The organism is Ralstonia sp. 25C (assembly GCF_051904805.1).
Lineage (GTDB): Bacteria > Pseudomonadota > Gammaproteobacteria > Burkholderiales > Burkholderiaceae > Ralstonia.
Genome location: NZ_CP196738.1, coordinates 1,486,251 through 1,508,658, shown reverse-complemented (window position 1 = coordinate 1,508,658; position 22,408 = coordinate 1,486,251). Strand labels below are relative to the sequence as shown.

The following is a 22,408-nucleotide window of genomic DNA, read 5'->3' as shown; positions in this document are numbered from 1 at the left end:
TAGCGGCATCACCGGCCGAGAATGCGGTCGATCCCGGCCGCCGCCTGATGCGCGCGCGACAGCGCGGCCAGGTACTGCGCGCGCGCCTGGAATAGCGTGCGCTGGGCGTCCAGCACATCGAGAAAATTGAACTTGCCGGCATCAAAGCCGATGCGGGCGGCGTCGTAGGCGCGCTGCGCGCCGGGCAACACGTCTTGCCGCAGCGATTGCACAGCGGTGCGTGCGGCGTCGAGCCGCGCGACATCCTGCGCAAGCGTGGCGTTCTGTTCAAGCTGCAAGGCGCGGTAGTCCTCAACCGCCTTGTCGGCCAGGCGCTGCGCTTCGAGCTGGCTGCCCTGGTTTCGGTCGAACAGCGGCAGCGGCACAGCAATGCCGAGCACCGCCATGTTGTTGTTCGCGGCGCTGTCGCGCTTGGCCCCGACGCTGAGCGTCACGTCGGGCACGCGCTTGCTGCGCTCGACGTTGGCGAGCGCCTGACGGCGGTCGATCTCCAACCGGGCGCGCACAGAGCGCGGCGTGTTCTCCAACGCGCCAGTGGCCTGACGGGCTTCGGGCAGCACGATGGGTAAGGTCTCCGCGCTGCCGTCAGCTTCGGGCATGGCAGAGGCGTTGCCCCAGAAGGCAGCCAACGCACGCTGCGCCACCTGCAGTTCGGCGCGCGCATCGCGCAGTTCGATGGCGGCGCTGGCACGAGCCACCCCTGCCTTGGTCTGCTCCACCGGAGATACCTTGCCCGCTTGCACGCGCCGCGCGGCGGCCGATTCTGCCTGCGCGGCCAACGTGTCGGAGGCCTGCGCGAGCGTCAAGCGCTCCTGCGCGATCACCAGATCGAAGAAGGCACGCGTGACATCGGCACGCAGCTGGGCCTGGAGTACGGCAGCATCTTGTGCTGCGGCATCTCGGGTGATTTCCGCGGCGCGCATGCGTGCACTGCGCTTGCCACCAAGTTCCAGGGGGATATTCAGTTGCGCCGTCATCGTGGCACGGTCGCGGCGCACGTCTTCCGTCGTGAAGGCGGCCTCGGGATTACGCAGTCGGCGGGCTTGATCGAGCGCGCCTTCGCTGGCCGCGACTTCGTAACCGGCCGCGGCCAGCGCAGGATGCGTCTGCACCGCGCGCTCGACAGCCTGCTGCAGCGTCACACGTTCGGACGCAGCGGCAACCGGTTCACTGGGCGTAGAAAGCGCCACCGCGGCAACAGGGTCAGCCGCCGCTGTGGCCAAAGGGGCAGCCAAAAACCACGCAAGGGCTGCCCCGACGGACCGGATGCCACGCATTACGCGTTGGCGCCATCGGTGTACGGATCACGGCCACGCGGGCTGATGAGGCCGCCGTCGGTGTAGGGGTCGCGCGTGCCGGCGCGGGCCTCGAGCGCGGTTTGTGCAGCACCGTCCGTGTACGGATCACGGGCGCCGGTCTTGGCACCATCGGTGTACGGGTCACGTGCACCGGCCCGGGCGCCGTCGGTATAGGCATCGCGCGCGCCAATCCGGGCGCCATCGGTGTACGGGTCACGTGTGCTGTTCTTGGCCAGCGGCACTGTCACCGATTGCGCGGCCACGGCCGTGCCCGTTGCCAGCAGCGCAGCCAGAGCCGCCAGGGGAAGCAGACGTTGGAATCGAATCGCCATGAGAATCTCCTTCGAAAAGCCCGACACCAGCAAACAGGAAACAAACAGGAAGGGGGGGCGGTGTCAGTGCGGCCAGTCTAGGGAGGCGTGCCCCACGCGGGCATGACCCGAAGATGACAAACTTGTCATCTTCAGCCCGGCGTGCGGCGTTTTGGCATATCGTGGCGGCAATCGGTAACCACGGCAGCCACGGCGGGGCCAGACGCGCCCGCCCTTTTTTTCTCATGCGACTGCTCATTGTTGAAGACGAGCCCAAGGCGGGCGACTACCTACTCAAGGGCCTGACGGAATCGGGCTTTGTGGCCGACCTCGCCCGGACGGGCCCCGATGGCCTCTTCCAGGCCATGGAGCACGACTACGACCTCATCGTGCTCGACGTCATGCTGCCCGGCATGGACGGCTGGCAGGTCCTGCAGGAACTGCGCCGCCGCAAGAGCACCCCGGTGTTGTGCCTGACCGCGCGCGACGAACTGGCCGACCGTCTGAAGGGCCTCGAGCTAGGTGCGGACGACTACCTCGTCAAACCCTTCGCCTTTGCCGAGCTGGTGATGCGCGTGCGCACCATCCTGCGGCGCGGCCCGCTGCGCGAGAGCGAGATCCTCGAAATTGCGGACCTGACCATCGACACCATCAAGCGCCGCGTCACGCGCGCTGGGCAACGCATCGACCTGACCGCCAAGGAGTACGCGCTACTGCACCTGCTGGCGCGCCGCGCGGGCGAGGTGCTCTCGCGCTCGCTGATCGCATCCCAGGTGTGGGACGTGAACTTCGACAGCAACACCAACGTAGTCGACGTATCCATCCGCCGCCTGCGCGCCAAGGTGGATGACCCGTTCGAGCACAAGCTGATCCACACGCTGCGTGGCATGGGCTACGTGCTGGATGAGGCCGCACGCTGATGCGCTGGCCTGCATCGCTGGCCGGCCGGCTGGTACTGGCCTTCGTGGTGGTGGTATCGGTCACGCTCACGGCGGCCGGCACGTATCTGTACTACGCGCTCAATGCACAACTGCGTGCAACGGACGACGCCATGCTGGTCGGCAAGATCACGCAGCTGCGCCACCTCTCCAGCGAAGCGCTGAGCGCTGACGATCTGGCCCGCACCGCGCACCGCTATACCGACGTGGTGTCCGGCCACGACGGCCTGATCCTGCGCATTGCCACGCCCGAAGGCCGCACGCTGGTGGAAGTGAACCCCGAAGGCGAACACGTGACGATGCCGCCCCTGGTGCGGGCCGCGGTGCCACCGTCCGAGTCCGCCGTCCACACGTGGATGTCGATGGCGGGGATGGCATCGCGCGCGATTGCGGCGGAAGCCCCGGTGGGGCAAGGCGGTACGAGCGTCATCGTGCTGGTCGCGCAGGATGGCGACAGCCGCGCCGTGTTGCTGACCCACCACCAGCGCCACATCGTGTTCGCCGTCATTGGTGGCGTGGCGGCGGTGGCACTGCTGAGTTTGTTGCTGGTGCGCAGCACGCTGCGTGGCCTGGCGCGCATCGGCAAACAGGCGGCCGCCGTGGTGCCCAGTCAGTTGGATACGCGCTTGACGCTGCAAGGCGCGCCGCGCGAGTTGGCCGATCTGCTGGCTTCGCTCAATGCCATGCTCACGCGCTTGCAGGATGGCTTTGCGCGGCTGTCGCAGTTCTCCACGGATCTGGCGCACGACTTTCGCACGCCGCTGGCCAATCTGGTCGGCCAGACCGAAGTCACGCTCGCCCACCCCCGCTCGGTGGAGGAATACCGCAGCGTGCTCGAATCCAACCTGGAGGAATACGCTCGCCTGTCGCACATGATCGAAGACATGCTGTTCCTCGCCCGTGCGGATCATGCACGCGTGGCGCTGTCCGTCGCGCTGCTGGATGCGCGGCACGAGGTGCAAGTGCTGGTCGATTATTTCGAAGCGGTGGCAGCGGACCGCGACATCACCATCAACGTGAGCGGCGATGCGCAATTGCGGGCCGATGCCACGCTGCTGCGCCGGGCGATCAACAACCTGCTCGACAACGCGCTGCGCCACACGCCTTCTGGCGCGCACGTCGACGTGGTGATCGAACAAGGTACGGACGAGATCGGCATTGCCGTGCGGAACCCGGGGCCGGGCATTCCGGCGGTCAGCCTGCCGCTGCTGTTCGAGCGGTTCTACCGGGGCGACCCTTCACGGGCGCAATCCGGGGTGCAGTCGAGCCAATCCACGGGGTTGGGACTGGCCATCGTAAAGACCATCATGGACCTGCACGGCGGTCGCGTGCAGGCCAGCAGCCCGCCCGAAGGAGACGCCGGGCGGACCGAGTTCCGGCTGGTGTTTCCCGCTTAGGCTCAGGTGCCATCAGGTACCAATCCGCAGCGCAGAAGGCGTACGCGCTGCATCTTGCCCGTCGTCGCGCAGCAGCTGGCGATAGGCGGCCCCCACCAGCAGCGCAATGAAGCGCAGCAGGCGGCGCGGCGCGTTGATGTCTTCCGTCACGGCAAAGCGCGCCGGCGTGCCATCCACCGGTTCGCCCGACAGCCAGAAGCGCACGCCCGCCGGCACGTCGATCGATTGGCCCGGCTTGAGCCAGATGTCTTGCAACTGGTGCTCTTGCGTGACCCACAACCGCCCGGCCTGTGCGGCGATGGTTTGGGCCCGTGCCGACCGCCAGCTCACCGGCACGCCCGGCCGGTCAAGTTCAAAGATCCTGATTTCGCGCATGATGGAGACTCCTGTGCCGGGGTTCGTGGTGGATTTTTTATGGGGACTGCGGATCGGCACGACTCCATCTTGCGCGGCGGGCCACACCGTTGACATGAACAGTTGCGAACACTTTGGCTGAACTGTTCAGCATCTTTCGCGAACAGTTCAGCGAAATGACGGACTGAACTGCATTTGGATATGTGGAACCGTTCGTTTTCCGGCCCGCGCCGGCTGGCTAGCATGGGTGGTCCTTTCTTGCCGGAGCCCTCCATGTCGCACGATCGCCACACCCACATCGACACTACGTTTGGCGCGCTGCGCGTGCGCCGCGTGGCCGGGCACATTGGCGGCGAAGTGCTCGATATCAAATTGGGAGATGACCTGCCGGAAGACACGTTTGCCAGCGTGTACGCGGCACTGTTGAAGTACAAGGTGTTGTTCTTCCGCGATCAGCAACACCTAGACGACGACCGCCATCAGGCCTTCGGCAAGCGTTTCGGCCGCATCGTTGCGCACCCAACGGTGCCGGCGCCCACCGGCACGCAACTGTTTGAACTCGATGCGTCAAAGGGCGGCGGCCGCGCGGATTCCTGGCATACCGACGTGACCTTCCTCGATGCGTTTCCGAAGGTGTCGATCCTGCGCGCGGTAACGATTCCGGCCTATGGCGGCGATACGGTCTGGGCCAACACCGCCCGCGCCTACGAACAGTTGCCCGACACACTCAAGCAGCTCGCCGAGCAACTGTGGGCCGTGCACACCAACGACTACGACTACGGTGCCGAGCGCACGCAACTCGATGGCGCACGCCTGCGGCATCACCGCGATGTGTTTGCCGCCGCGGTGTATGAAGCCTCGCACCCGGTGGTGCACGTGCACCCAGAAACCAGCGAGCGCGCCCTGCTGCTCGGCCACTTCGTCAAGCGCTTTGCCGGCCTGCCGGGCAGCGAATCCACGCGCCTGTTCGAGCTACTGCAGAACCGCGTCACGCGGCTGGAGAACACCGTGCGCTGGCAATGGCGCCAGCACGATGTCGCCATCTGGGACAACCGCGCCACGCAGCACTACGCCATCAACGACTACGGCAACCAGCCGCGCGTAGTGCGCCGCGTGACGGTGCACGGCGACACGGCCATCTCCGTGGACGGCAGCCGCAGCACGCAACTGCGCCGCCCTGAGGCAACCAACGACGCGCACATCGATGCGCTGGTGGCGGCTGCCCACTGACATCAGCCCGCAGCTTGCTGCACCAGCCGGTGGTAGAAGCGAATCAGCTCCACGAGGTTCGCCTCGCTAATGCGCTCGTTGGTGCCATGAAAGCGCGGCAGGTCTTCGGGCTTGGCGCGCACGGGGGAAAAGCGATACACGTGGTCGGCAATCTCGACCATGTGGCGCGAATCGGTGGCGCCGATCATCAGCCCCGGCGCCACCACCGTGCCCGGAAACAGCTCGCGCACCGTCTTGTTGATCAGCTGATACGACGCCGATTGCGTGGGCGAGATGGACGATAGCGGCGACGCCTCGCTTGAGCCCGGCAGCTTGCTCAGTTCGAACTTGCCCTGCGGCGCGGCGGTCTTGGCGGCGTCTTCCACGTGCGCGGTAACGGAGGCAATGGTGTCACCCGGCAGCAGGCGGAAGTTGACGGTGGCCTCGGCGCGGCCGGGCAGCACGTTGTCTTTATTGCCGGCCTGGAAGATGGTCAGCGCCGTGGTGGTGCGCAGCATGGCGTTGGAGCTGCCCGAGGCCTCCAACTGCTTCTACACCATCGGCCCGAACAGCCACAGATTGGACAGTGCCACGCGGCTGAAGCCCTGCATTTCAGGCGCCAGCGTCGCAAACATCTCTTGCGCCACGCCACGAATGCCGGCCGGCAGTTGATCGTCGTCGAGCCGCTTGAGCGTGGCGCTCATCATGGCGATGGCGCTCTGCCCGTGCGGCGGCGGCATCGACGAATGCCCCGGCGTGGCCGCGACCTTGAGCTGTACGGAGAGGAAGCCCTTTTCCGCCACCCCAATCAACGCAGCCGGCTTGGTCAGGCCCGGCAGCACGCCTTCGGTAATCAGCAGGCCTTCGTCGATCACGAAATCGAGCCGCTCGCCGCGTGACTTGAGCAGCGCGGCGATCTGTTTGGCGCCACGCTCGCCGCCCACTTCCTCATCGGCGCCAAAGGCCAGGTGGATGGTGCGGCGGGGCTTGAAGCCGCTGGCGGCCAGCAGTTCGATGGCTTCCATCTGGGAGATCAGATTGCCCTTGTCGTCCCATGCGCCGCGGCCCCAGACCATGCCGTCTTTCACCACGCCGTCTAAGGGCGGCTGAGTCCAATCGCCCTCAGTGCCGGGGGCGATGGGTACCACGTCCTGGTCCGCCATCAGCATGATGGGCGGCAATGATGGGTCGGAGCCTTTCCACGTATAGAGCAGCGCGAAGTCGCCAACGGGCTCGCGTTGCAGCACGGCGTGCGCTTGGGGGTAGCGCGCCTGCAACATCGCATGTAGCTGGTGGAACTGGTCGGCATTCAATTGCGCATCGGTGGCGCTCGATACGGTACGGGCGCGCACCGCTTCGGCCAGGTGCGCTGAGGCGGCTGCGCCATCCACGGCCACCGGCGTAATGGCGGGCACGTCCAACTGGCGGGAGCCGTGTCGCCACGTATTCACGCCCACAGCCGCCGCAAGCCCCACCAGGATGATGACGATTGCCAATAGCAAACGCCCCACCACCCGCCCCTCTATCGCACGCCTACGATTGAAAGATGCACGCATCGAAGCGTCCCCTCCTTGAGATTGAACTGCCACGGTCGACCGGAAGTATCCCCCTAACCCAGACCGAGTAACCATCTACGCAAATATTCGTGGGAATCGGGCGGGTTGCCATGCTGGAATCACCGCATGTTCCCTTTACGGTATCCGTGCCCATGAAACTCATCAAACGACTCTCCCTCGCGCTCTCCGCCCTCACCTTTGCGGCTGCCGCGCACGCGGCGCCGCTGCGCATTGGCGTCACGCCTGGCGCGCTGGCCGACTCCGTGGAGGTGGCTGCCGCCGAAGCCCGCAAGCAGGGGCTGGATGTCAAGGTGGTGGAGCTGACCGACTGGACCACGCCCAACGTCGCCCTCGCTGCGGGCGATCTGGATCTCAATTACTTCCAGCACCAACCCTTCCTGGAGAACGCCATCAAAGAGCGTGGTTATGCGTTCAAGAGCGTGGGCATTGGCGTGCTGGGCAATATCGGCCTGTACTCCAGCAAGATCAAGCGCCTGAGCGATTTGAAGGACGGCGCGCGCGTGGCGGTGGCCAATGACCCGGTCAACCAGGGCCGCGGCCTGTTGCTGCTGCAGAAGGCGGGGCTGATCAAGCTGCGCGAGGGTGTGGGCGCACGCGGCACGCTCAACGACGTGGTCGCCAATCCGAAGAAGCTGAAGTTTGTCGAGATCGAAGGCCCACAGCTTGTGCGCGCGCTGGACGATGTGGACTTGGCGCAGGGCTACCCCGCGCACCTCGTCAACGCCGGCAAGGCCGACGTAGCCAGCGCCGGCCTGTTGTATTCGGGCATCGATGACGAGTACTTCGCCATCCGCTTCGTCGCCCGCAACGACAACGCCAACGACCCGCGCATCGCGCGCTTCATCAAGCTGTATCAGGAGTCGCCAGCCGTGCGCCAGCAAGTGCGCACGTCCTATGCCAACGACGACAAGCTCTTCACCCTGCCCTGGGTGAAACGGTAAGACGGCAAAACGGTAAGGCCATGACCACACTCGTCTCAAACCCCGCACACCTCTGGACCGACGCGATCGCGCCGCATGCCAGACAGACCGACGCCGCCATCGCCACACCCACTGCCGGCACCATCAGCTTCCGCAACGTCGGCAAGACGTATCGCGCGGCGGCGGGTGATGTGCATGCGCTGCAAGACATCAACCTCGACATTCCGGCTGGAGGGATCTTCGGCATCATCGGGCGCAGCGGTGCGGGCAAATCCAGCCTGCTGCGCACCATCAACGGATTGGAGCGGCCCACCAGCGGTCAGGTGTTGGTGGATGGCGTGGATGTCAGCGCGCTTGGCACGGCGGCACTGGTGGGGCTGCGCCGGCGTATCGGCATGATCTTCCAGCACTTCAATCTGCTCTCTGCCAAGACGGTTTGGGAAAACGTCGCGCTGCCGCTGAAGGTGGCGGGCGTGCCGGCCGCCGAGATTGCACAGCGCGTGGATGCGCTGCTGGCGCTGGTCGGGTTGGAGGGCAAGCAGCACGTGTATCCCGGGCGCTTGTCCGGCGGGCAGAAGCAGCGCGTTGGCATTGCCCGTGCACTCGTGCATCGGCCCGAAATTCTGCTGTGCGATGAAGCCACCTCTGCGCTCGACCCCGAGACGACCGACGCCATCCTCGCCCTGCTGCGCGACATCAACCGCCGCCTGGGTCTGACCATCGTGCTCATCACGCACGAGATGGGCGTGATTCGCGATATCTGCGACAACGTGCTCGTGCTCGAAGCAGGACGCATTGCCGAGCAAGGCCCCGTGTGGCGTGTGTTTGGCGACCCGCAGCACGACGCCACACGCGCGCTGCTCGAACCGCTGCGCGGCGGCCTGCCCGAAGACGTGGCCCTGCGTTTGCAGCCCACGCCGCCCGCGCGCGCACCGTTCGAGCAATTGATCGAACTCAGTTACACCGGCGCCGCTGCCGTGCCGGAACTCGCGCAAATCGCCCAGGCACTGCATCAACCCACACGCCTGCTGCGCGCCGACCTTGACCGCATCCAGGGCCGTACGCAAGGGCGCCTGCTAGTCGCGGCTGCGGGCAGCACGCTCTCAGCCGACGCGCTCGCGGCGCTGCAGTTGTCCCAACACACCCGGAGCCTCGGCTATGTCGCCACTCACGATTGACCGCATCTGGCAGGGTCTGTTCGACACGCTCACGATGGTCTCGGCCTCTGCGCTGATCGCCGTGCTGGCTGGTATTCCGCTGGCGCTCATTCTGGTGCTAACGGCGCCGGGCAATACGCTGGAATCGCCGCGCGTGCACCGTGTGCTGGGCGCGCTCATCAATGGCTTCCGGGCCACGCCGTTCATCATCCTGCTGGTGGCACTGCTGCCGTTCACGCGGCTGGTGGTGGGTGCGACGATTGGTGTGTGGGCGGCCGTGGTGCCGCTGTCGATCAGCGCCACGCCATTCTTCGCGCGCATTGCCGAGATCAGCCTGCGCGAAGTGGACCGTGGGTTAGTGGAAGCCGCGCAGGCCATGGGCTGCGAGCGTCGTCACATCGTCTGGCACGTGCTTCTGCCCGAGGCCCTGCCCGGCATCATCGGCGGCTTTACGCTGACCGTGGTGTCGTTGATTGGTGCATCGGCCATGGCGGGTGCCGTGGGTGCGGGTGGTCTTGGCGATATCGCCATTCGCTATGGGTATCAGCGCTTCGATACCACTGTCATGGCGGTGGTGATTGTGGTGTTGATCGGGCTGGTGAGCCTGGTGCAGTGGGTGGGGGATGTTTCGGTGCGGCGGTTGAAGGCTCGATGAGAGCACGGTGAGTTTTTTTGTTAGTGGTCCATCCCTGGTTTCATCCCCTGCCGGGGCTGACTCACTTTCTTTGTCTTGCCAAAGAAAGTGAGTCGCCCCCGGCAGGGGGTGAAACAGAGATGGACCAACAAGGCCCGCCCCGGCAAAGGCCAAAAACAAAAAACGCCCTGCCAGCCCAAACACAGAGCCGACAGGGCGCCTTTCTCCAACGGCCCTAAATAGCTCACCGCCGCGCCAACGCCCCCACCACCCGCACGAGTTCATCCACCTCCTCGCACGTGTTGTAGAACGCCAGCGATGGCCGCACCGTGGCCTCCACCCCAAAGCGCCGCAGGATCGGCTGCGCACAATGATGGCCGGAGCGCACGGCAATGCCCTCGCGGTTGAGCGCCGCACCCACTTCCTCCGTGCGGTACCCAGCCAGCGTGAACGACAGCACGCTCGCCTTGTTCGCAGCCGTACCGATCAGCCGCAACCCAGGGATACGCGACAGCCCATGCGTGGCATACACCAGCAGATCGTGCTCATAGCGGGCGATGTTCTCCAGGCCAATGCGATCGACGTAATCCAGCGCAGCGCCCAGCCCCACCGCATCCGCGATGTTGCCGGTGCCGGCCTCGAAGCGTGCGGGTGCGGGCTGGTACAGCGTCTTCTCGAACGTGACGTCGGCAATCATGTTGCCGCCGCCCTGCCACGGCGGCAGCGTGTCGAGCAGATGCTGCTTGCCATACACCACGCCAATGCCCGTCGGTCCGAAAATCTTGTGGCCGGAGAACACGTAGAAGTCCGCATCCAGCGCCTGCACGTTCACACGCAAGTGCGAGACCGCCTGCGCGCCATCCACCAGCACACGCGCACCTGCCGCATGTGCCAGCGCGATGATCTCCTGCACCGGCGTCACCGTCCCCAGCGCATTCGACACCTGCGTGACGGACACCAGCTTCGTCCGGCTGCTGAGCAGCTTGCGGTATTCATCGAGCAGAACCTGTCCGCTGTCGTCCACCGGAATCACGCGGATACGCGCGCCCACCTGCGCGGCAAGCTGCTGCCACGGCACGATGTTGGCGTGGTGCTCCAGGTGCGAGACGATGATCTCGTCCCCTGCGCCGATGTGCTGGCGGCCGAACGTCTGCGCAACGAGGTTGATCGCCTCGGTAGCGCCGCGCACGAAGATGATCTCGCTTGACGACTTCGCGCCGAGGAAGCGCGCAACCTTGTTGCGGGCGCCCTCGTACGCATCGGTCGCACGCGCGGCCAGTTCATGCGCCGCGCGGTGGATGTTGGAGTTCTCGTGCGCGTAGAAATACGCCAGCCGATCGATCACCGCTTGCGGCTTGTGCGTGGTGGCGGCGTTGTCCAGCCAGATCAGCGGCCGGCCATTCACGCGCTCGGCCAGGATCGGAAAGTCACGTCGAACCGCTTGCACGTCGAACGTGCTGGCGCGATGCGGCTGGTGGCTGGTGTCACGTGACGCTTCCAACGTAGGCACCGTGGGTGGCGCTAGGAAGTAGAACTGCCCCGCCTGCGCGGCACCTCCGCGCTGCTGCAATGCAGCCGGCCCAGCGGGCGGCGTGCCAGCCACGCCATCGATCAACCGTGCCAGCGCATCCGTGCCCGGCAGGTGGAACGGCTGCGCCGAGACGCGATCATCCGGCACACCCGCCTCCGATGCCGCCACCCCCGCGTGCGGCACAGCAGACTGGTAGCCGCTCGCCTCACCCAGGAAGTAATACGGCGAACTCGGGGCCGAGACGGGATGCGCAGGTACTGGCTGGCCATGACCGGATGCCACCTGCGGCAGCGCTGCCGCGTACTGCGTGGGCACGCCCAGCACAGGCACCTGCGGTGCAATCGGTGCGGCATCCGCAACGGGCAACGCACTCAGTTGCGGCGATGTGCCCACCGGTGCCAGATCGATGGTGGGCTCCGGCTCGCTACCGGGCAGCGCCGTGAAGAACGCGTTCGCCAGTTGCGCCAGCGCAGCCACGTCCGGCAAACCCGCCGGCACATCACCCGTCGGCAGCGCCAGGCCGCTCACGCCGGGCGCATTACTTGTAGGTGTCGGGGTAGTCATGGTACTTGCCAATCTCCACGTCTTCGAGCACCGCCAGCGCGTCTTCAGTCAGCACGGCCAGCGAGCAATACAGCGAAATCAGATACGACGCGATGGCGTTCCGGTTGATGCCCATGAAGCGCACCGACAGGCCCGGGCTCTGTTCGCCAGCCACACCCGGCTGGTACAGGCCGACCACACCCTGGCGCTTGTCTCCCACGCGCAGCAGCAGAATCTTCGTGCGGCCGTTCTCGTCAATGGGCACCTTGTCCGACGGAATCAGCGGCAGGCCGCGCCACGTGAGGAACTGCGAGCCGAACAGGCTGACGGTGGGCGGCGGCACGCCACGGCGCGTGCACTCGCGCCCAAACGCAGCAATCGCCAGCGGATGGGCGAGGAAGAACGCCGGCTCTTTCCACACCTTGGTGATCAGCTCGTCCAGATCGTCCGGGGTGGGCGCGCCGGTAAGCGTGGAGATGCGCTGCGTTTCATCCACGTTGGCCAGCAGGCCGTAGTCGGGGTTGTTGATCAGTTCGCTTTCCTGACGCTCCTTGATGGTCTCGATGGTCAGGCGCAGCTGCTGCTGAATCTGGTCGTGCGGGCTGCTGTACAGGTCGGACACACGCGTATGCACGTCCAGCACCGTCGTCACCGCGTTGAGGAAGTACTCGCGCGGATGTTCGTCATAGTCGACGAAGGTTTGCGGCAGCTCTGCTTCGTCGCGCTGCGAGCAAGCGACACGCACATCGCGCGGATTCTTCACGCGGTTCAGGCGGAAGATGCCCGCCTCCACCGGCTGCCATTGCAGCAAGTGCACCAGCCAGCGCGGGCTGATGGTGGACAACTGCGGAACGGTCTTGGTCGCGTTCGCCAACTGGCGTGCGGCGCTGTCGCCTAGCGCAGTGCGCACGTCCTGGGTATCTGCTTCTGCCATGCAATGACTCCCAACTTCATTTGAAAAAATGCCCCCGTTTCTCTGGCGGGTGCGGTGGATAAAACCGGTGGGAAAGGCACGTCGGGCGAATCAGCGCGCGGGGTGAACCTCGCTGTCGCTGTGCGTGTGTGGCCGAGGGTCCTGAACGCCCTCCTGCACACCGCTCTGCACGTTTGCCTGGGTGACACTGCTGCCGGGCGGCACGCTGCGCGTGAGCCACACGTTGCCGCCAATGGATGAACCGCGCCCGATGGTGATGCGCCCGAGGATGGTCGCGCCGGCATAGATGACGACGTCGTCTTCCACCACAGGATGGCGCGGCGTGCCTTTCTCCAGGTGGCCATCGGCATCGGCGGAGAACCGCTTGGCGCCCAGCGTCACGGCCTGATAGATACGCACGCGTTCGCCAATCACGGCGGTCTCGCCAATCACCACGCCCGTGCCGTGGTCGATGAAGAAGCCGCTGCCGATCTGCGCGCCGGGGTGGATGTCGATGCCGGTGTCGGCATGCGCGGTCTCGGCCACCATGCGCGCAAGCAATGGCAGCCCAGCGCGGTACAGGTGATGCGCAATGCGGTGGTGAATGACCGCGAGAATGCCCGGGTAGCACAGCAGCACCTCGTCGACGCTGCGCGCTGCCGGATCACCGTGGTAGGCGGCCAGCACGTCGGTATCGAGTAGGCGGCGCAGCGTCGGGAGTGCCGCCGCGAAGTCGCGCACGAGTTGCACCGCCTCGGCATCGGGATCGCGATCCACGGCACGCGCCTGGCGCACCGTGTGACGCAGCTCAAGCCGCACCTGTGCCACCAGCGCATTGAGGGCCGCGTCGAGCGTGTGGCCAACGTAGAAGTCTTCGCTCTCTTCGCGCAGGTCTGTGGGGCCAAGCCGCATAGGGAACAGCGCTCCGCGCAGTGCCTCCAGAATCTGCTGCACGGCCTCGCGCGAGGGCAACTCGCGGCCCGTGACTTCGGTACGGCCGTTGCGGGCGCGCCAATCGGCCCGGGCCGCACGCAGCTCACTGACGATGCGATCCAATTGCCAGCCCGGGTCTTGCGCGGGCGCAGGCCTCCCCGCGATGACGCTATCGCTCATCGTCGCTCCCCTGTTCTGTTGGTTTGGTTGTTAGCGGATACGGCGGCGCTCAGTCCTGCTGCCAGGGCAGGCCCCAGCGGCGCCAGCCGCCGGCTTCGCCGCGCTGCTGCTGTTCGTCCAGGTCGCCCTCAAAGCCTTCGAGCACGTTGAACACGTTCTGGAATCCGGCAGCGGCGGCCGCTTCTGCGGCGGCGGCAGAGCGTTTGCCGCTGCGGCACAGCAGCAGCAACACGGCGCTCTTGGGCGCGGCTTTCTCCAGCTCGCGCAGGAAGCGCGGGTTCTTGATCATGGCCGGCCCCGTCTGCCACGCCGCGTGCGGGGTGTCCGGCACGCGGCCCACGAACTTGCGTTCTTCAGCGGTGCGGACATCCACGAGCACGGCGTCGCCACGACTGACCAGCGCCCAGGCTTCGGCCGGTGTCAGCCCGCCTGCATAGCGCAGGCCTTGCTCGGCGGCGTGACTGCGTGCCCGCTCCAGCAGCGTTGACGACGGTGTAGATAGAACGCTATCGAGCACGGCTTGCACAGCCGGATCGCGCGGGGCAGTTTGAACGGGGGTGGCAGACATCGAATCTCCGGCTTAGTGGGTACGAGCGCGGTACGAACGCGGTACGAGCGCGCAATACGTGACGGACAAGCCCACTCTAGCCGTGGGTGATATTTGCCAAAACGAATAAAACCGCCCTTCGATGGTTGCGAAACGCATAAGCCAGCCCCGGCGCGGCACTTGGGCGATCGGCTTTCCGTTGGGCGCAGCCCCACTACAATACGAACACTGCCGAACAGTTGCGGATGACTGTTCGGCATCTTCCGCTGTCCCACGACATTGCCCGCGCCATGAAACTCCAGATCGACGCCACCACCCGCGTGCCCATTGCCGACCAGATCGTGGCGGGCGTGCAGGCTTGGATCGGCGACAACGACGTGCGCCCCGGCGCCAAGCTGCCGTCGATCCGCCAGTTGGCGGCCGAGCACGGCATCAGCCGCTTCCCGGTGATCGAGGCATATGACCGGCTGGTGTCGCTGGGCTTGCTGGATTCACGCCACGGCTCGGGCTTCTACGTGGCCGAAAGCAGCCTCACGGGGCGCGACGGGCGCGGCTGGTCAGACCCGCGCCGCGCGGAGGCCGAGTCCAAGCACATCTTCGAGCAGTTCAGTTACCCAGACGGCATGCTCAAGCTCGGGGGCGGTTTTGTGCCGGCCGACTGGCGCGACATGGAAGGCCTCACGCAGGCCATCCGCCAAGTCTCGCGCACCGATACGCACGCCGTGATCGACTACGGCATGCCGCTGGGCAACCCCGCACTGCGACAGCAGATCGTGATGCGCGCGCGCCAACTCGGCATTCACGCAGAACCGGCCAACGTGCTCAGTACGGCAGGCGCGAGCCAGGCCATCGACCTGATCATGCGTCACCTGCTCAAGCCCGGTGACACGGTGTTTGTGGAAGACCCGGGCTACTACACCGTGTTCGGCCTGCTGCGGCTGCATGGCGTCAAGCTGGTCGGCATTCCGCGCAAGGCCGATGGTCCGGACGTCGAGGTGGCCGAAGCCATGCTGCGCGAGCATCGGCCCAAGCTGTTCTTCATCAACAGCGTGCTGCAGAACCCGACCGGCTCCACGCTATCGCCGCCGGTCGCGTTTCGGTTGCTGGAATTGGCACGGCGCCACGGTTTCGTGTTTGTGGAAGACGACATCTTTGCCGACCTGCAGTCCGACCCGACCGCGCGGCTCGCCACGCTGGACCAGCTTGAGCACGTGATCTACGTGGGCGGGTTCTCCAAGACGGTGTCGGCGTCGCTGCCGGTGGGCTACCTGATAGCCAAGCGTGAACTGGTGCACGACCTGACCAACGTGAAGATGCTCACCAGCGTGGGCGGATCGCGCTTTGCAGAGGCCGTGGTCACCACGCTGCTGGAGCGCGGCGCCTATCGCAAATATGTGGAGCGGCTGCGCCAGCGTGCGGGCGACTCGGTCATCGCCTCGCTCAACGTGCTGAGTGACGCGGGCTGGGAGGTGTTTCATCAGCCGGCGGGCGGCAATTTCCTGTGGGCGCGTGTGCCGCATGTGGAGGATTCGCGGGACCTGGCCGCCACAGCAGAGAAGCACGGCGTGACGCTGGCCCCCGGCCATTACTTCCGGCCCAACCTAGAGGTGTCGCCCTGGGTGCGCATCAACAGCGCCTACGCAACGGAGCCGCGTGCACAGGCCTTCCTGCAAGACGCCGGACGTCGCCCTACCCGCAAGCGGGCTTAGACGGGCAGGCGCCAAGATCAGGCACGCACGTTGCGGCGGCATGCAACGCGATGCCGCTGCCGCGGCGCAGGAGCCCGATCATGCACAACGCGGAACACAACCAAGCACAGCCCCAACCCGAAGAGCCTGTCACGCATCAGCCCGAGCGCGCCAAGCTGACCGAGCCGCCGCCCGATACCCCGGAGAACGACCCGCTGGCGCGTGCTTCACGCCGCATTCGTTCGGTGGATGCGGCCGGCACCGAAGCCTCCGACAACACGATCGACACCGATGGCAAAGGCCTGGAAGCGGCCAAGGACCCGTCGCACTGGCAAGACAACGTCATCTATTCCAACGCGTCGCTCACCAACGCCAACCCGGAGCCCGATCCGGAAGCCCCCATTGCCGGGGTCGACAGCCGCCCGAGCCAAGGACAGCCGACCATCGCCACTGAAGCTGGGCACAAGGTCGTGCATCGGGGCGTGGTGGATGAGACGGTGCGCAACGGCACACGCGCCGCGCAACGCTTTTCACTGGAAGACGACGAGTCGGCCTGACGCGGCTTAGCTCATTCGCCACCACGCGGGCTGAAGGTGCGCGGAAAGACCACCGGCGCGCTGCGGTCGATCAGCCGGTAGCCCTTGGCGGGGCGGTAGGAATCGCCCTCGGCCACGCCCGCCTCTTCCAGAAAATTGGCCGCCAGCATGCGCGTGCGGAAGCCGCTTTTGTCCACCGGCCGGCCCAACACGATCTCGTACATACGCTGGAGCTGCGGCAACGAAAACGGTTCGGCGAGCAAAAACGCCGGCAATGACGTGTATTCCACCTTGCTGCGCAGCCGCTCCACAGCGGTGCGCAGAATCTCCGCATGGTCGAACGCGAGCTCGGGTGCGCGCAGCACGTCGTCCACAGCAAACCAGCCGACGTCTGCAGCGTTTGCTCCCTTGGCGAGCACCACGTCCTGCGCGGGCATCAACGCAAAGTAGACGTGCGTGGCCGACCAGCCGCGCGGGTCACGGGCGGCGCTGCCCCAACTGCCGAGCTGCTCCAGATACGGGCTGCCCACGCCGGTTTTCTCGAGCAGCTTGCGGCGCGCGCAATCTTCCAGCGTGGCATCGACGGCCGTATCGACAAACCCGCCCGGCAACGCCCACGCGCCGGGGAAGGGCTCGGCCTCCGTACTCGGCCGCTGCACCAGCAGCACGCGTAGCACGTCTTCCAACACGGTAAAGATCACCACATCCACCGTCGTCAACGGCAAAGGGAACGTCTTGGGGGCGGATCGGGAAGCCATGGTCTGCTCACAAATGTCTTGACAGCCGCATAGTAAGTTGTATTATCCAACTCAATCAAGTTGTACTGTACAACCCAAACAAAAAAAGGGAGGTCGCCATGTTCGGTATCCGCTTTATCAAGTCGCAGCCCACCGTTCATCTGATGCAGTTCCGCGCCGGCAAGGTCGTGCGCGAAGGCTCGGGCCTGTCGTTCTTCTACTACGGCCCGACCGCCACGCTGGTGGCGGTGCCGGTGGCCAGCCAGGACCGCCCCTTCATCCTCGAACTGGTGACGGCGGATTTCCAGAGCGTGACGGTCCAGGGTCAGGTGACCTACCGCATCAGCGACCCGCGCCGCACGGCGGCCATGATGGATTTCTCGCTCGCCAAGAACGGCCAGAGCTATGTGTCGGAAGACCCGAAGCGCCTGGGCGATCGCGTCGCGCAGCAAGTGGAAGTGATCGTGCAGCAGGCCGTGCAGGCAATGGAGCTGAAGGCCGCACTGCGCGCATCGGCCGCCATCGCGCGCACCGCGCAAGCTGAACTGGCCGCACAACCGGAGATTGCCGCGCTGGGGTTGGAGGTACTGGGCGTGTCCGTCATGGCGGTCAAGCCGACGCCCGACATCGCCCGCGCGCTGGAAGCCGAGGCCCGCGAATCCAACCTCAAGGCCGCAGACGACGCCGTGTATCTGCGCCGCATGTCCGCCGTGGAGAACGAACGCGCGATCCGCCAGAACGAACTGGACACCGACATCGCCGTCGAGCAGAAGAAGCGCCAGATCCGCGAGACGCAGATGGAAGCCAAGGCCACGCTGATGCGCAAGGAGAACGCTCTGCGCAACGAACAGATGGCCGCCGATGTGGAACTCGAAGGGCAACGCAAGGCCTTCGTGGCCGGGCAGGCAGAAAACAGCCGCACGCTGGCCGAAGCCGAGGCCTACCGCGTGGCCGCCGTCATGCAGGCATTGGAGAAGGCCGACCCGCGCATCGTCAGCGCACTCGCTGCGGCCGGCATGCAGCCGGGCCAGCTCATCGCACAGGCCTTCGGCGGCATTGCGGAACGTGCAGAGCGCATCGGCCAACTCAACGTATCGCCCGACCTGCTGCAAGGGTTGATGAACGCCGGCACCAACGCAACCGGCAGGGCTGCATCATGAGCACCGATGGCCGCAAGGTGGTACTGGTGACGCGCCGCACCCGGCTCGAAGAGCTGGTCGCGCGCCACCACACCCTGGCCCAGGCGAAGTTCTACCTCGAACATCTGGGCGCGGATTTCTCCGACTACGTGGCCGAAAACGCCGCCTATGCACGCAGCCTCGAGATCACCGTGCGCGCGCTGGAGGCCTGGGGCCGCTATCAGGTGGTGGACCGCAGCTATCTGCCCAACTTCATCTTTGCGCCGGACGACATCATCGTGGCGCTCGGGCAAGACGGGCTGGTCGCCAACTCGATGAAGTACCTCGACGGCCAGCCGCTCATCGGCCTGAACCCCGAGCCCGGCCGCTGGGATGGCGTGCTGTTGCCCTTCGAGCCGAAGGACCTCGGCACTGTGCTGACCGACGTGTCACGCGACAAGCGCCCCACCAAAGCCGTGACGATGGCCGAAGCGCGGCTCTCTGATGGGCAGGTGTTGCGCGCTGTCAATGACCTCTTCATCGGCCCGCGCACGCATGCCTCTGCGCTGTATGAAATCGAGTTGGGCGAGCGGCGTGAAGCGCAATCGTCGTCCGGGATCATCGTTGCAACGGGCTTGGGTTCAACGGCGTGGCTCAAGAGCATCGTGACGGGCTCGATGGGCGTGGCGCGGGCCATGCAGGCCGGCGGCGATGGCTTTCGCTACGAACCCGAACCGTGGGACACGCCGCAACTGACGTTTGCCGTGCGCGAGCCGTTTCCCAGCCGCGCATCGCAGGCCACGCTGGTGTTCGGGCATGTGGATGCCGACCAGCCGCTCAAGCTGCGCTCGCGCATGCCTGAGAACGGCGTGATCTTTTCCGATGGCATGGAGGCGGATTACCTGCGCTTTACCGCTGGCATGGAGGCGACGATTTCGGTCGCGGCCACACGGGGGCGATTGGCCGTTTAGCACGGGAAAGCGCTCATCTCTGAGTTCTAGGAAGCGCCGGCTTGATGGCCCGAATCGGCCAAAAGGAGCCGTTGAACTGATGCGTCCAGATCGACGACGATCGCGCTTCCGCAGACTCGCTCAAGCTCGCCCGCTCTGACTATCTCAGCGGGCATACGCAGGGCCGGCCTTAAATCCACTGGTCGTTCTCGACAGTACGCTCGCCCGCCGCGCCGTCGCCCGTGTTCACCACACCTCGCGGCTCGATCAGCAGCAGCTTGACTTCGGCGTTTGCGCAGGGCTTGTGTTCGACGCCCTTCGGCACCACCGCCATCTGGCCGGCACGCAGCACAATAGAACCGTCGCCCGAAAGGCCCGCGCGAAAATCGATACGCAACTCGCCTTCGAGCACGATGAACGTTTCGTCGGTATCGGCATGGCGGTGCCACTGAAACTCGCCTTCGACTTTCACAACTTTGAACTGATAGTCGTTCATTTCCGCGACGACACGCGGTTGCCAGTGACCGTCGATCAGCGCGATCTTGCCGGTCAAGTCGATGGTCTGGCACTGGCCGCGTTCGGCCGGCACGTTGCTGGGGTTCGAGGATTGGGACACCATTTTCTCCGTTCAAGTGGCAATGCTTCGAGAATACGCATGCTCCTTGCGGCCGTATTGAACGATCGTGGTGTTTTCAGCCGCGGTGGATGCTGCCCACAATCTGGAGCCAGCGCCCCGGCGTCAGCCCGAATGTTTTCGAGAAGTGTCGCGTCATGTGGCTCTGATCAGCAAAACCCGCGGCCGCGGCGGCGTGAGCGAGCGAGGTGCCGGCAAGCAGCATGCGGCGCACCGCATCGAGGCGCCGCATCGTCAGATAACGGTACGGGCTCGTGCCGTAGAAGGTGCGAAAGTCGTGCGACAGACTCCAGCGATCGCGGCCCGTCACTGCTTCAAGTTCGACGAGCGTAACAACGCGCGCGCAGTTCACGTGCAAATAGTCGCGCGCGCGCCGCGCCGCGAGGAAGTCGCCTTTCGGACGGCGCGTGGGCATGCGGGCAACGGCGGCAAGCGCATGCGTCAGTTCGGCGAGGGCATCGCTTTGTTCCAGTGGTTCAAGCCTATAGCCGACGTGCTGCAGCAATGTCGTGGTTGCCGCCGCAAGGCGCGCATCGGTCGTCACGCCGCCTTCTAGGAACGGCAGCGCGCGCCCGCCGAGCACGTCCTGAAAAAGCGCGGGTTCCACGTAGATCATCCGGTATTGAAACCCTTCGTCGGTGCCCGCTTGACCATCATGAGCCTCGTCAGGATGCAGCACCATCGTGTTGCCGGCCAGGCTGTTTCGCAGGCTGCGCCGATAGTTGAAACTCTGGACGCCAGTGAGCGTGCGACCAATCGCATAAGTATCGTGGCGGTGCATGGCATACGCCTTGCCGTGAAACCACGCTTCGATGCGCTCGACCCCTTCTATCGGCTCGGCGCGCTTCACCCAGTCGGGGCATGAGCGTGCGGTTTGTCGGTTCATGATGTGTGACCTTGGATGACCTGAGGCATCAGGCTGCGGCACGGACGCTCAGGCGTTGTACGACGCAACGCCGCTATCCGGATAGTGGCACGGGATCCTCCACTAGCGACCACATGCTACGGTCGCCGCGCCGGGTTGAAACGCGGCCGTCAGCCTGGTGGGTATTTGCCGAGGAGGTTAGCGTGGTCCTGAACGGCGGCTATCAGGAAGGCTGAGTGTCCCTTGTGGGTTGCGGATCCAACCGGTCAATGCAACACACTAGAGACTGCATGAGCAGTGGAGGTGTTGCAAATGAAACAACGGCGCCGGATCTATTACACCGAGAGTCAGAAGGCACTCATGTAGGAGCGCTGGCGTAGGGGAGACTCTCTCTCGCAGACAGACTCACTATCACATCAAGTCGATTTCCCGATACCCATTCCGGATCGAAGGAATAATATCGACCACCTCGAAATAAGGTACTGAGAACAGAGCGGAATCGCGCAGACGTTCCATCACGACATAAAACGTGCGCAAGTCACTTGCCTCAAATTGGGCAACATCGGTGCAGCGCCCGCTGAATGCTTCCGCGTCGAAATGGTCGACCCGAATATCGGTACCTGCCAATGCAGTTTCCATGATCGCGGCAGAAAATCCGTCGCGCTCTGAACGCGACATGGCAAGCCAGGCGGGGGTGGTTTTGAGCAGCACAAATACGTTGTAACGACAGGACGATTGATCCATGGTCGGAGCCTTGAAAGAGAGGGATGAGTCGATCAGTATGTGAGTTATTGCTCGCATTTTGTACTCGCATATTTCATTGATGACCGAGCCCCTTCCTGATCCGCACAAACGGCCACGCCAGGCCCGTTCTGCCGCGACGTTCGAGGTCATCCTCGGAGCTTCTGCTCGCATTCTCGAGTCCGCCGGATTCGACGGATTCAACACCAATGCGGTAGCTGATCTCGCGGGAATCAGTATTGGCAGCCTTTACCAGTACTTTCCATCGAAACACGCCTTGATTGTGGAACTGATCAGGCGGGGACAAGACCAGTTTGCCAATGAAGTGAACGAAGCAATTCAGGCGTTACCGGGCGCGTGCGTGGAGGAACAGATCGAGCGGATTATCGAAATCGCCGTACGGCATCAGCTGGATCGTCCGGCTTTGGCGCGGACGCTTGAATATGCTTGAAGTGAACTCGAAGCGAATCAGCTTCAGCGCAAGCTTGACGCAACGGTGGCCGATCTGCTGCGTAGGCATGGAATTCCCTACGAGATGATCGCGGCACGCGATGTAGTCGCTCTCAGCAAAGGCATGATCGATACAGCTGGTGTGGCCGGAGAATTCGATAAGGCTCAGCTGAATCGGCGCGTCAGCCGAGCGGTGTTCGGGTATCCGGGGTTGGCAAGAGCGCCGCAAGAGGAGTGAGTGGCGGCT

Annotated in this window: 21 protein-coding genes and 2 pseudogenes; 11 read left to right on the top strand and 12 right to left on the bottom strand. The window is 65.0% G+C overall.

Annotated features, from left to right (window positions below; all coding sequences use genetic code 11):
* Positions 1–8 precede the first annotated feature (8 nt).
* Complete coding sequence (locus ACS7SF_RS25300; RefSeq protein WP_439893210.1) at positions 9–1,277, bottom strand: TolC family protein; 1,269 nt, start codon at positions 1,275–1,277, stop codon at positions 9–11.
* The gene (locus ACS7SF_RS25295) at positions 1,277–1,630 is read right to left on the bottom strand and encodes a hypothetical protein (RefSeq protein ID WP_439893209.1); all 354 of its coding nucleotides are present in this window, start codon (positions 1,628–1,630) and stop codon (positions 1,277–1,279) included. The genes ACS7SF_RS25300 and ACS7SF_RS25295 overlap by 1 nt, the downstream gene beginning before the upstream one ends.
* 224 nt (positions 1,631–1,854) lie before the next feature.
* Here ACS7SF_RS25295 and ACS7SF_RS25290 point away from each other — a divergent pair, with 224 nt between their 5' ends.
* Together ACS7SF_RS25290 and ACS7SF_RS25285 are read left to right on the top strand one after the other, a co-directional pair.
* Complete coding sequence (locus ACS7SF_RS25290) at positions 1,855–2,529, top strand: heavy metal response regulator transcription factor (RefSeq protein WP_439893208.1); 675 nt, start codon at positions 1,855–1,857, stop codon at positions 2,527–2,529.
* Positions 2,526–3,944 carry a heavy metal sensor histidine kinase gene (locus ACS7SF_RS25285; RefSeq protein ID WP_439894481.1) on the top strand — a complete coding sequence of 473 codons (1,419 nt, stop codon included), beginning with the start codon at positions 2,526–2,528 and terminating at the stop codon, positions 3,942–3,944. The genes ACS7SF_RS25290 and ACS7SF_RS25285 overlap by 4 nt, the downstream gene beginning before the upstream one ends.
* Before the next feature lie 12 nt (positions 3,945–3,956).
* Here the strand turns inward: ACS7SF_RS25285 and ACS7SF_RS25280 are convergent, their stop codons facing one another.
* Positions 3,957–4,319, bottom strand: a complete 363-nt coding sequence (locus ACS7SF_RS25280) for a DUF2917 domain-containing protein (RefSeq protein ID WP_439893207.1) — start codon at positions 4,317–4,319, stop codon at positions 3,957–3,959.
* A gap of 252 nt (positions 4,320–4,571) precedes the next feature.
* Between ACS7SF_RS25280 and ACS7SF_RS25275 the strand changes: the two genes are divergently transcribed.
* Complete coding sequence (locus ACS7SF_RS25275) at positions 4,572–5,528, top strand: TauD/TfdA dioxygenase family protein (protein WP_439893206.1); 957 nt, start codon at positions 4,572–4,574, stop codon at positions 5,526–5,528.
* A 2-nt stretch (positions 5,529–5,530) separates the two neighbouring features.
* Here the strand turns inward: ACS7SF_RS25275 and ACS7SF_RS25270 are convergent.
* Positions 5,531–7,063, bottom strand: a pseudogene (locus ACS7SF_RS25270) (M20 family peptidase).
* A gap of 152 nt (positions 7,064–7,215) precedes the next feature.
* Here ACS7SF_RS25270 and ACS7SF_RS25265 point away from each other — a divergent pair.
* Genes ACS7SF_RS25265 through ACS7SF_RS25255 form a run of 3 tightly spaced genes read left to right on the top strand, consistent with a single transcriptional unit; the run spans position 7,216 to position 9,816 of the window.
* Positions 7,216–8,025 carry a MetQ/NlpA family ABC transporter substrate-binding protein gene (locus ACS7SF_RS25265; RefSeq protein WP_439893205.1) on the top strand — a complete coding sequence of 270 codons (810 nt, stop codon included), beginning with the start codon at positions 7,216–7,218 and terminating at the stop codon, positions 8,023–8,025.
* Positions 8,026–8,045: 20 nt separating this feature from the next.
* On the top strand, positions 8,046–9,182 hold the full coding sequence (locus ACS7SF_RS25260; protein WP_439893204.1) for a methionine ABC transporter ATP-binding protein: 1,137 nt from the start codon (positions 8,046–8,048) through the stop codon (positions 9,180–9,182).
* The gene (locus ACS7SF_RS25255; protein WP_439893203.1) at positions 9,163–9,816 is read left to right on the top strand and encodes a methionine ABC transporter permease; all 654 of its coding nucleotides are present in this window, start codon (positions 9,163–9,165) and stop codon (positions 9,814–9,816) included. The genes ACS7SF_RS25260 and ACS7SF_RS25255 overlap by 20 nt, the downstream gene beginning before the upstream one ends.
* Positions 9,817–10,039: 223 nt before the next feature.
* On the opposite strand, the gene ACS7SF_RS25250 is transcribed toward ACS7SF_RS25255, so the two are convergent.
* The 4 genes from ACS7SF_RS25250 to ACS7SF_RS25235 all read right to left on the bottom strand — a co-directional run bounded on the left by ACS7SF_RS25250 (position 10,040) and on the right by ACS7SF_RS25235 (position 14,463).
* Complete coding sequence (locus tag ACS7SF_RS25250; RefSeq protein ID WP_439893202.1) at positions 10,040–11,890, bottom strand: family 2A encapsulin nanocompartment cargo protein cysteine desulfurase; 1,851 nt, start codon at positions 11,888–11,890, stop codon at positions 10,040–10,042.
* Entirely contained in the window at positions 11,865–12,803 is a 939-nt protein-coding gene (locus tag ACS7SF_RS25245; protein ID WP_004631502.1) for a family 2A encapsulin nanocompartment shell protein, read from the bottom strand. The genes ACS7SF_RS25250 and ACS7SF_RS25245 overlap by 26 nt, the downstream gene beginning before the upstream one ends.
* A 90-nt stretch (positions 12,804–12,893) precedes the next feature.
* Positions 12,894–13,895 carry a serine O-acetyltransferase EpsC gene (epsC, locus tag ACS7SF_RS25240; protein ID WP_439893201.1) on the bottom strand — a complete coding sequence of 334 codons (1,002 nt, stop codon included), beginning with the start codon at positions 13,893–13,895 and terminating at the stop codon, positions 12,894–12,896.
* A gap of 49 nt (positions 13,896–13,944) precedes the next feature.
* Positions 13,945–14,463, bottom strand: a complete 519-nt coding sequence (locus ACS7SF_RS25235; protein WP_439893200.1) for a rhodanese-like domain-containing protein — start codon at positions 14,461–14,463, stop codon at positions 13,945–13,947.
* 269 nt (positions 14,464–14,732) lie between these two features.
* Between ACS7SF_RS25235 and ACS7SF_RS25230 the strand changes: the two genes are divergently transcribed.
* Complete coding sequence (locus ACS7SF_RS25230; RefSeq protein ID WP_439893199.1) at positions 14,733–16,151, top strand: PLP-dependent aminotransferase family protein; 1,419 nt, start codon at positions 14,733–14,735, stop codon at positions 16,149–16,151.
* Between the two features lie 80 nt (positions 16,152–16,231).
* Positions 16,232–16,687: a DUF3005 domain-containing protein gene (locus ACS7SF_RS25225; RefSeq protein WP_439893198.1), complete on the top strand. Its 456-nt coding sequence runs from the start codon at positions 16,232–16,234 to the stop codon at positions 16,685–16,687.
* 11 nt (positions 16,688–16,698) lie between these two features.
* On the opposite strand, the gene ACS7SF_RS25220 is transcribed toward ACS7SF_RS25225, so the two are convergent.
* Complete coding sequence (locus ACS7SF_RS25220; protein ID WP_439893197.1) at positions 16,699–17,424, bottom strand: NUDIX hydrolase; 726 nt, start codon at positions 17,422–17,424, stop codon at positions 16,699–16,701.
* Positions 17,425–17,522: 98 nt separating this feature from the next.
* On the opposite strand from ACS7SF_RS25220, the gene ACS7SF_RS25215 reads away from it, so the two are divergent.
* Together ACS7SF_RS25215 and ACS7SF_RS25210 are read left to right on the top strand one after the other, a co-directional pair.
* Positions 17,523–18,563 carry an SPFH domain-containing protein gene (locus ACS7SF_RS25215; protein ID WP_439893196.1) on the top strand — a complete coding sequence of 347 codons (1,041 nt, stop codon included), beginning with the start codon at positions 17,523–17,525 and terminating at the stop codon, positions 18,561–18,563.
* On the top strand, positions 18,560–19,492 hold the full coding sequence (locus ACS7SF_RS25210) for a sugar kinase (protein ID WP_439893195.1): 933 nt from the start codon (positions 18,560–18,562) through the stop codon (positions 19,490–19,492). The genes ACS7SF_RS25215 and ACS7SF_RS25210 overlap by 4 nt, the downstream gene beginning before the upstream one ends.
* A 169-nt stretch (positions 19,493–19,661) precedes the next feature.
* Here the strand turns inward: ACS7SF_RS25210 and ACS7SF_RS25205 are convergent, their stop codons facing one another.
* From ACS7SF_RS25205 to ACS7SF_RS25195, 3 genes are all read right to left on the bottom strand, one after another.
* Complete coding sequence (locus tag ACS7SF_RS25205) at positions 19,662–20,090, bottom strand: cupin domain-containing protein (protein ID WP_439893194.1); 429 nt, start codon at positions 20,088–20,090, stop codon at positions 19,662–19,664.
* Positions 20,091–20,163: 73 nt separating this feature from the next.
* The gene (locus ACS7SF_RS25200; RefSeq protein ID WP_439893193.1) at positions 20,164–20,991 is read right to left on the bottom strand and encodes an AraC family transcriptional regulator; all 828 of its coding nucleotides are present in this window, start codon (positions 20,989–20,991) and stop codon (positions 20,164–20,166) included.
* 390 nt (positions 20,992–21,381) lie between these two features.
* Positions 21,382–21,714, bottom strand: a complete 333-nt coding sequence (locus ACS7SF_RS25195; RefSeq protein ID WP_439893192.1) for a darcynin family protein — start codon at positions 21,712–21,714, stop codon at positions 21,382–21,384.
* Between the two features lie 79 nt (positions 21,715–21,793).
* Between ACS7SF_RS25195 and ACS7SF_RS25190 the strand changes: the two are divergent.
* A pseudogene (locus tag ACS7SF_RS25190) lies at positions 21,794–22,399 on the top strand (TetR/AcrR family transcriptional regulator).
* Positions 22,400–22,408: the final 9 nt, after the last annotated feature.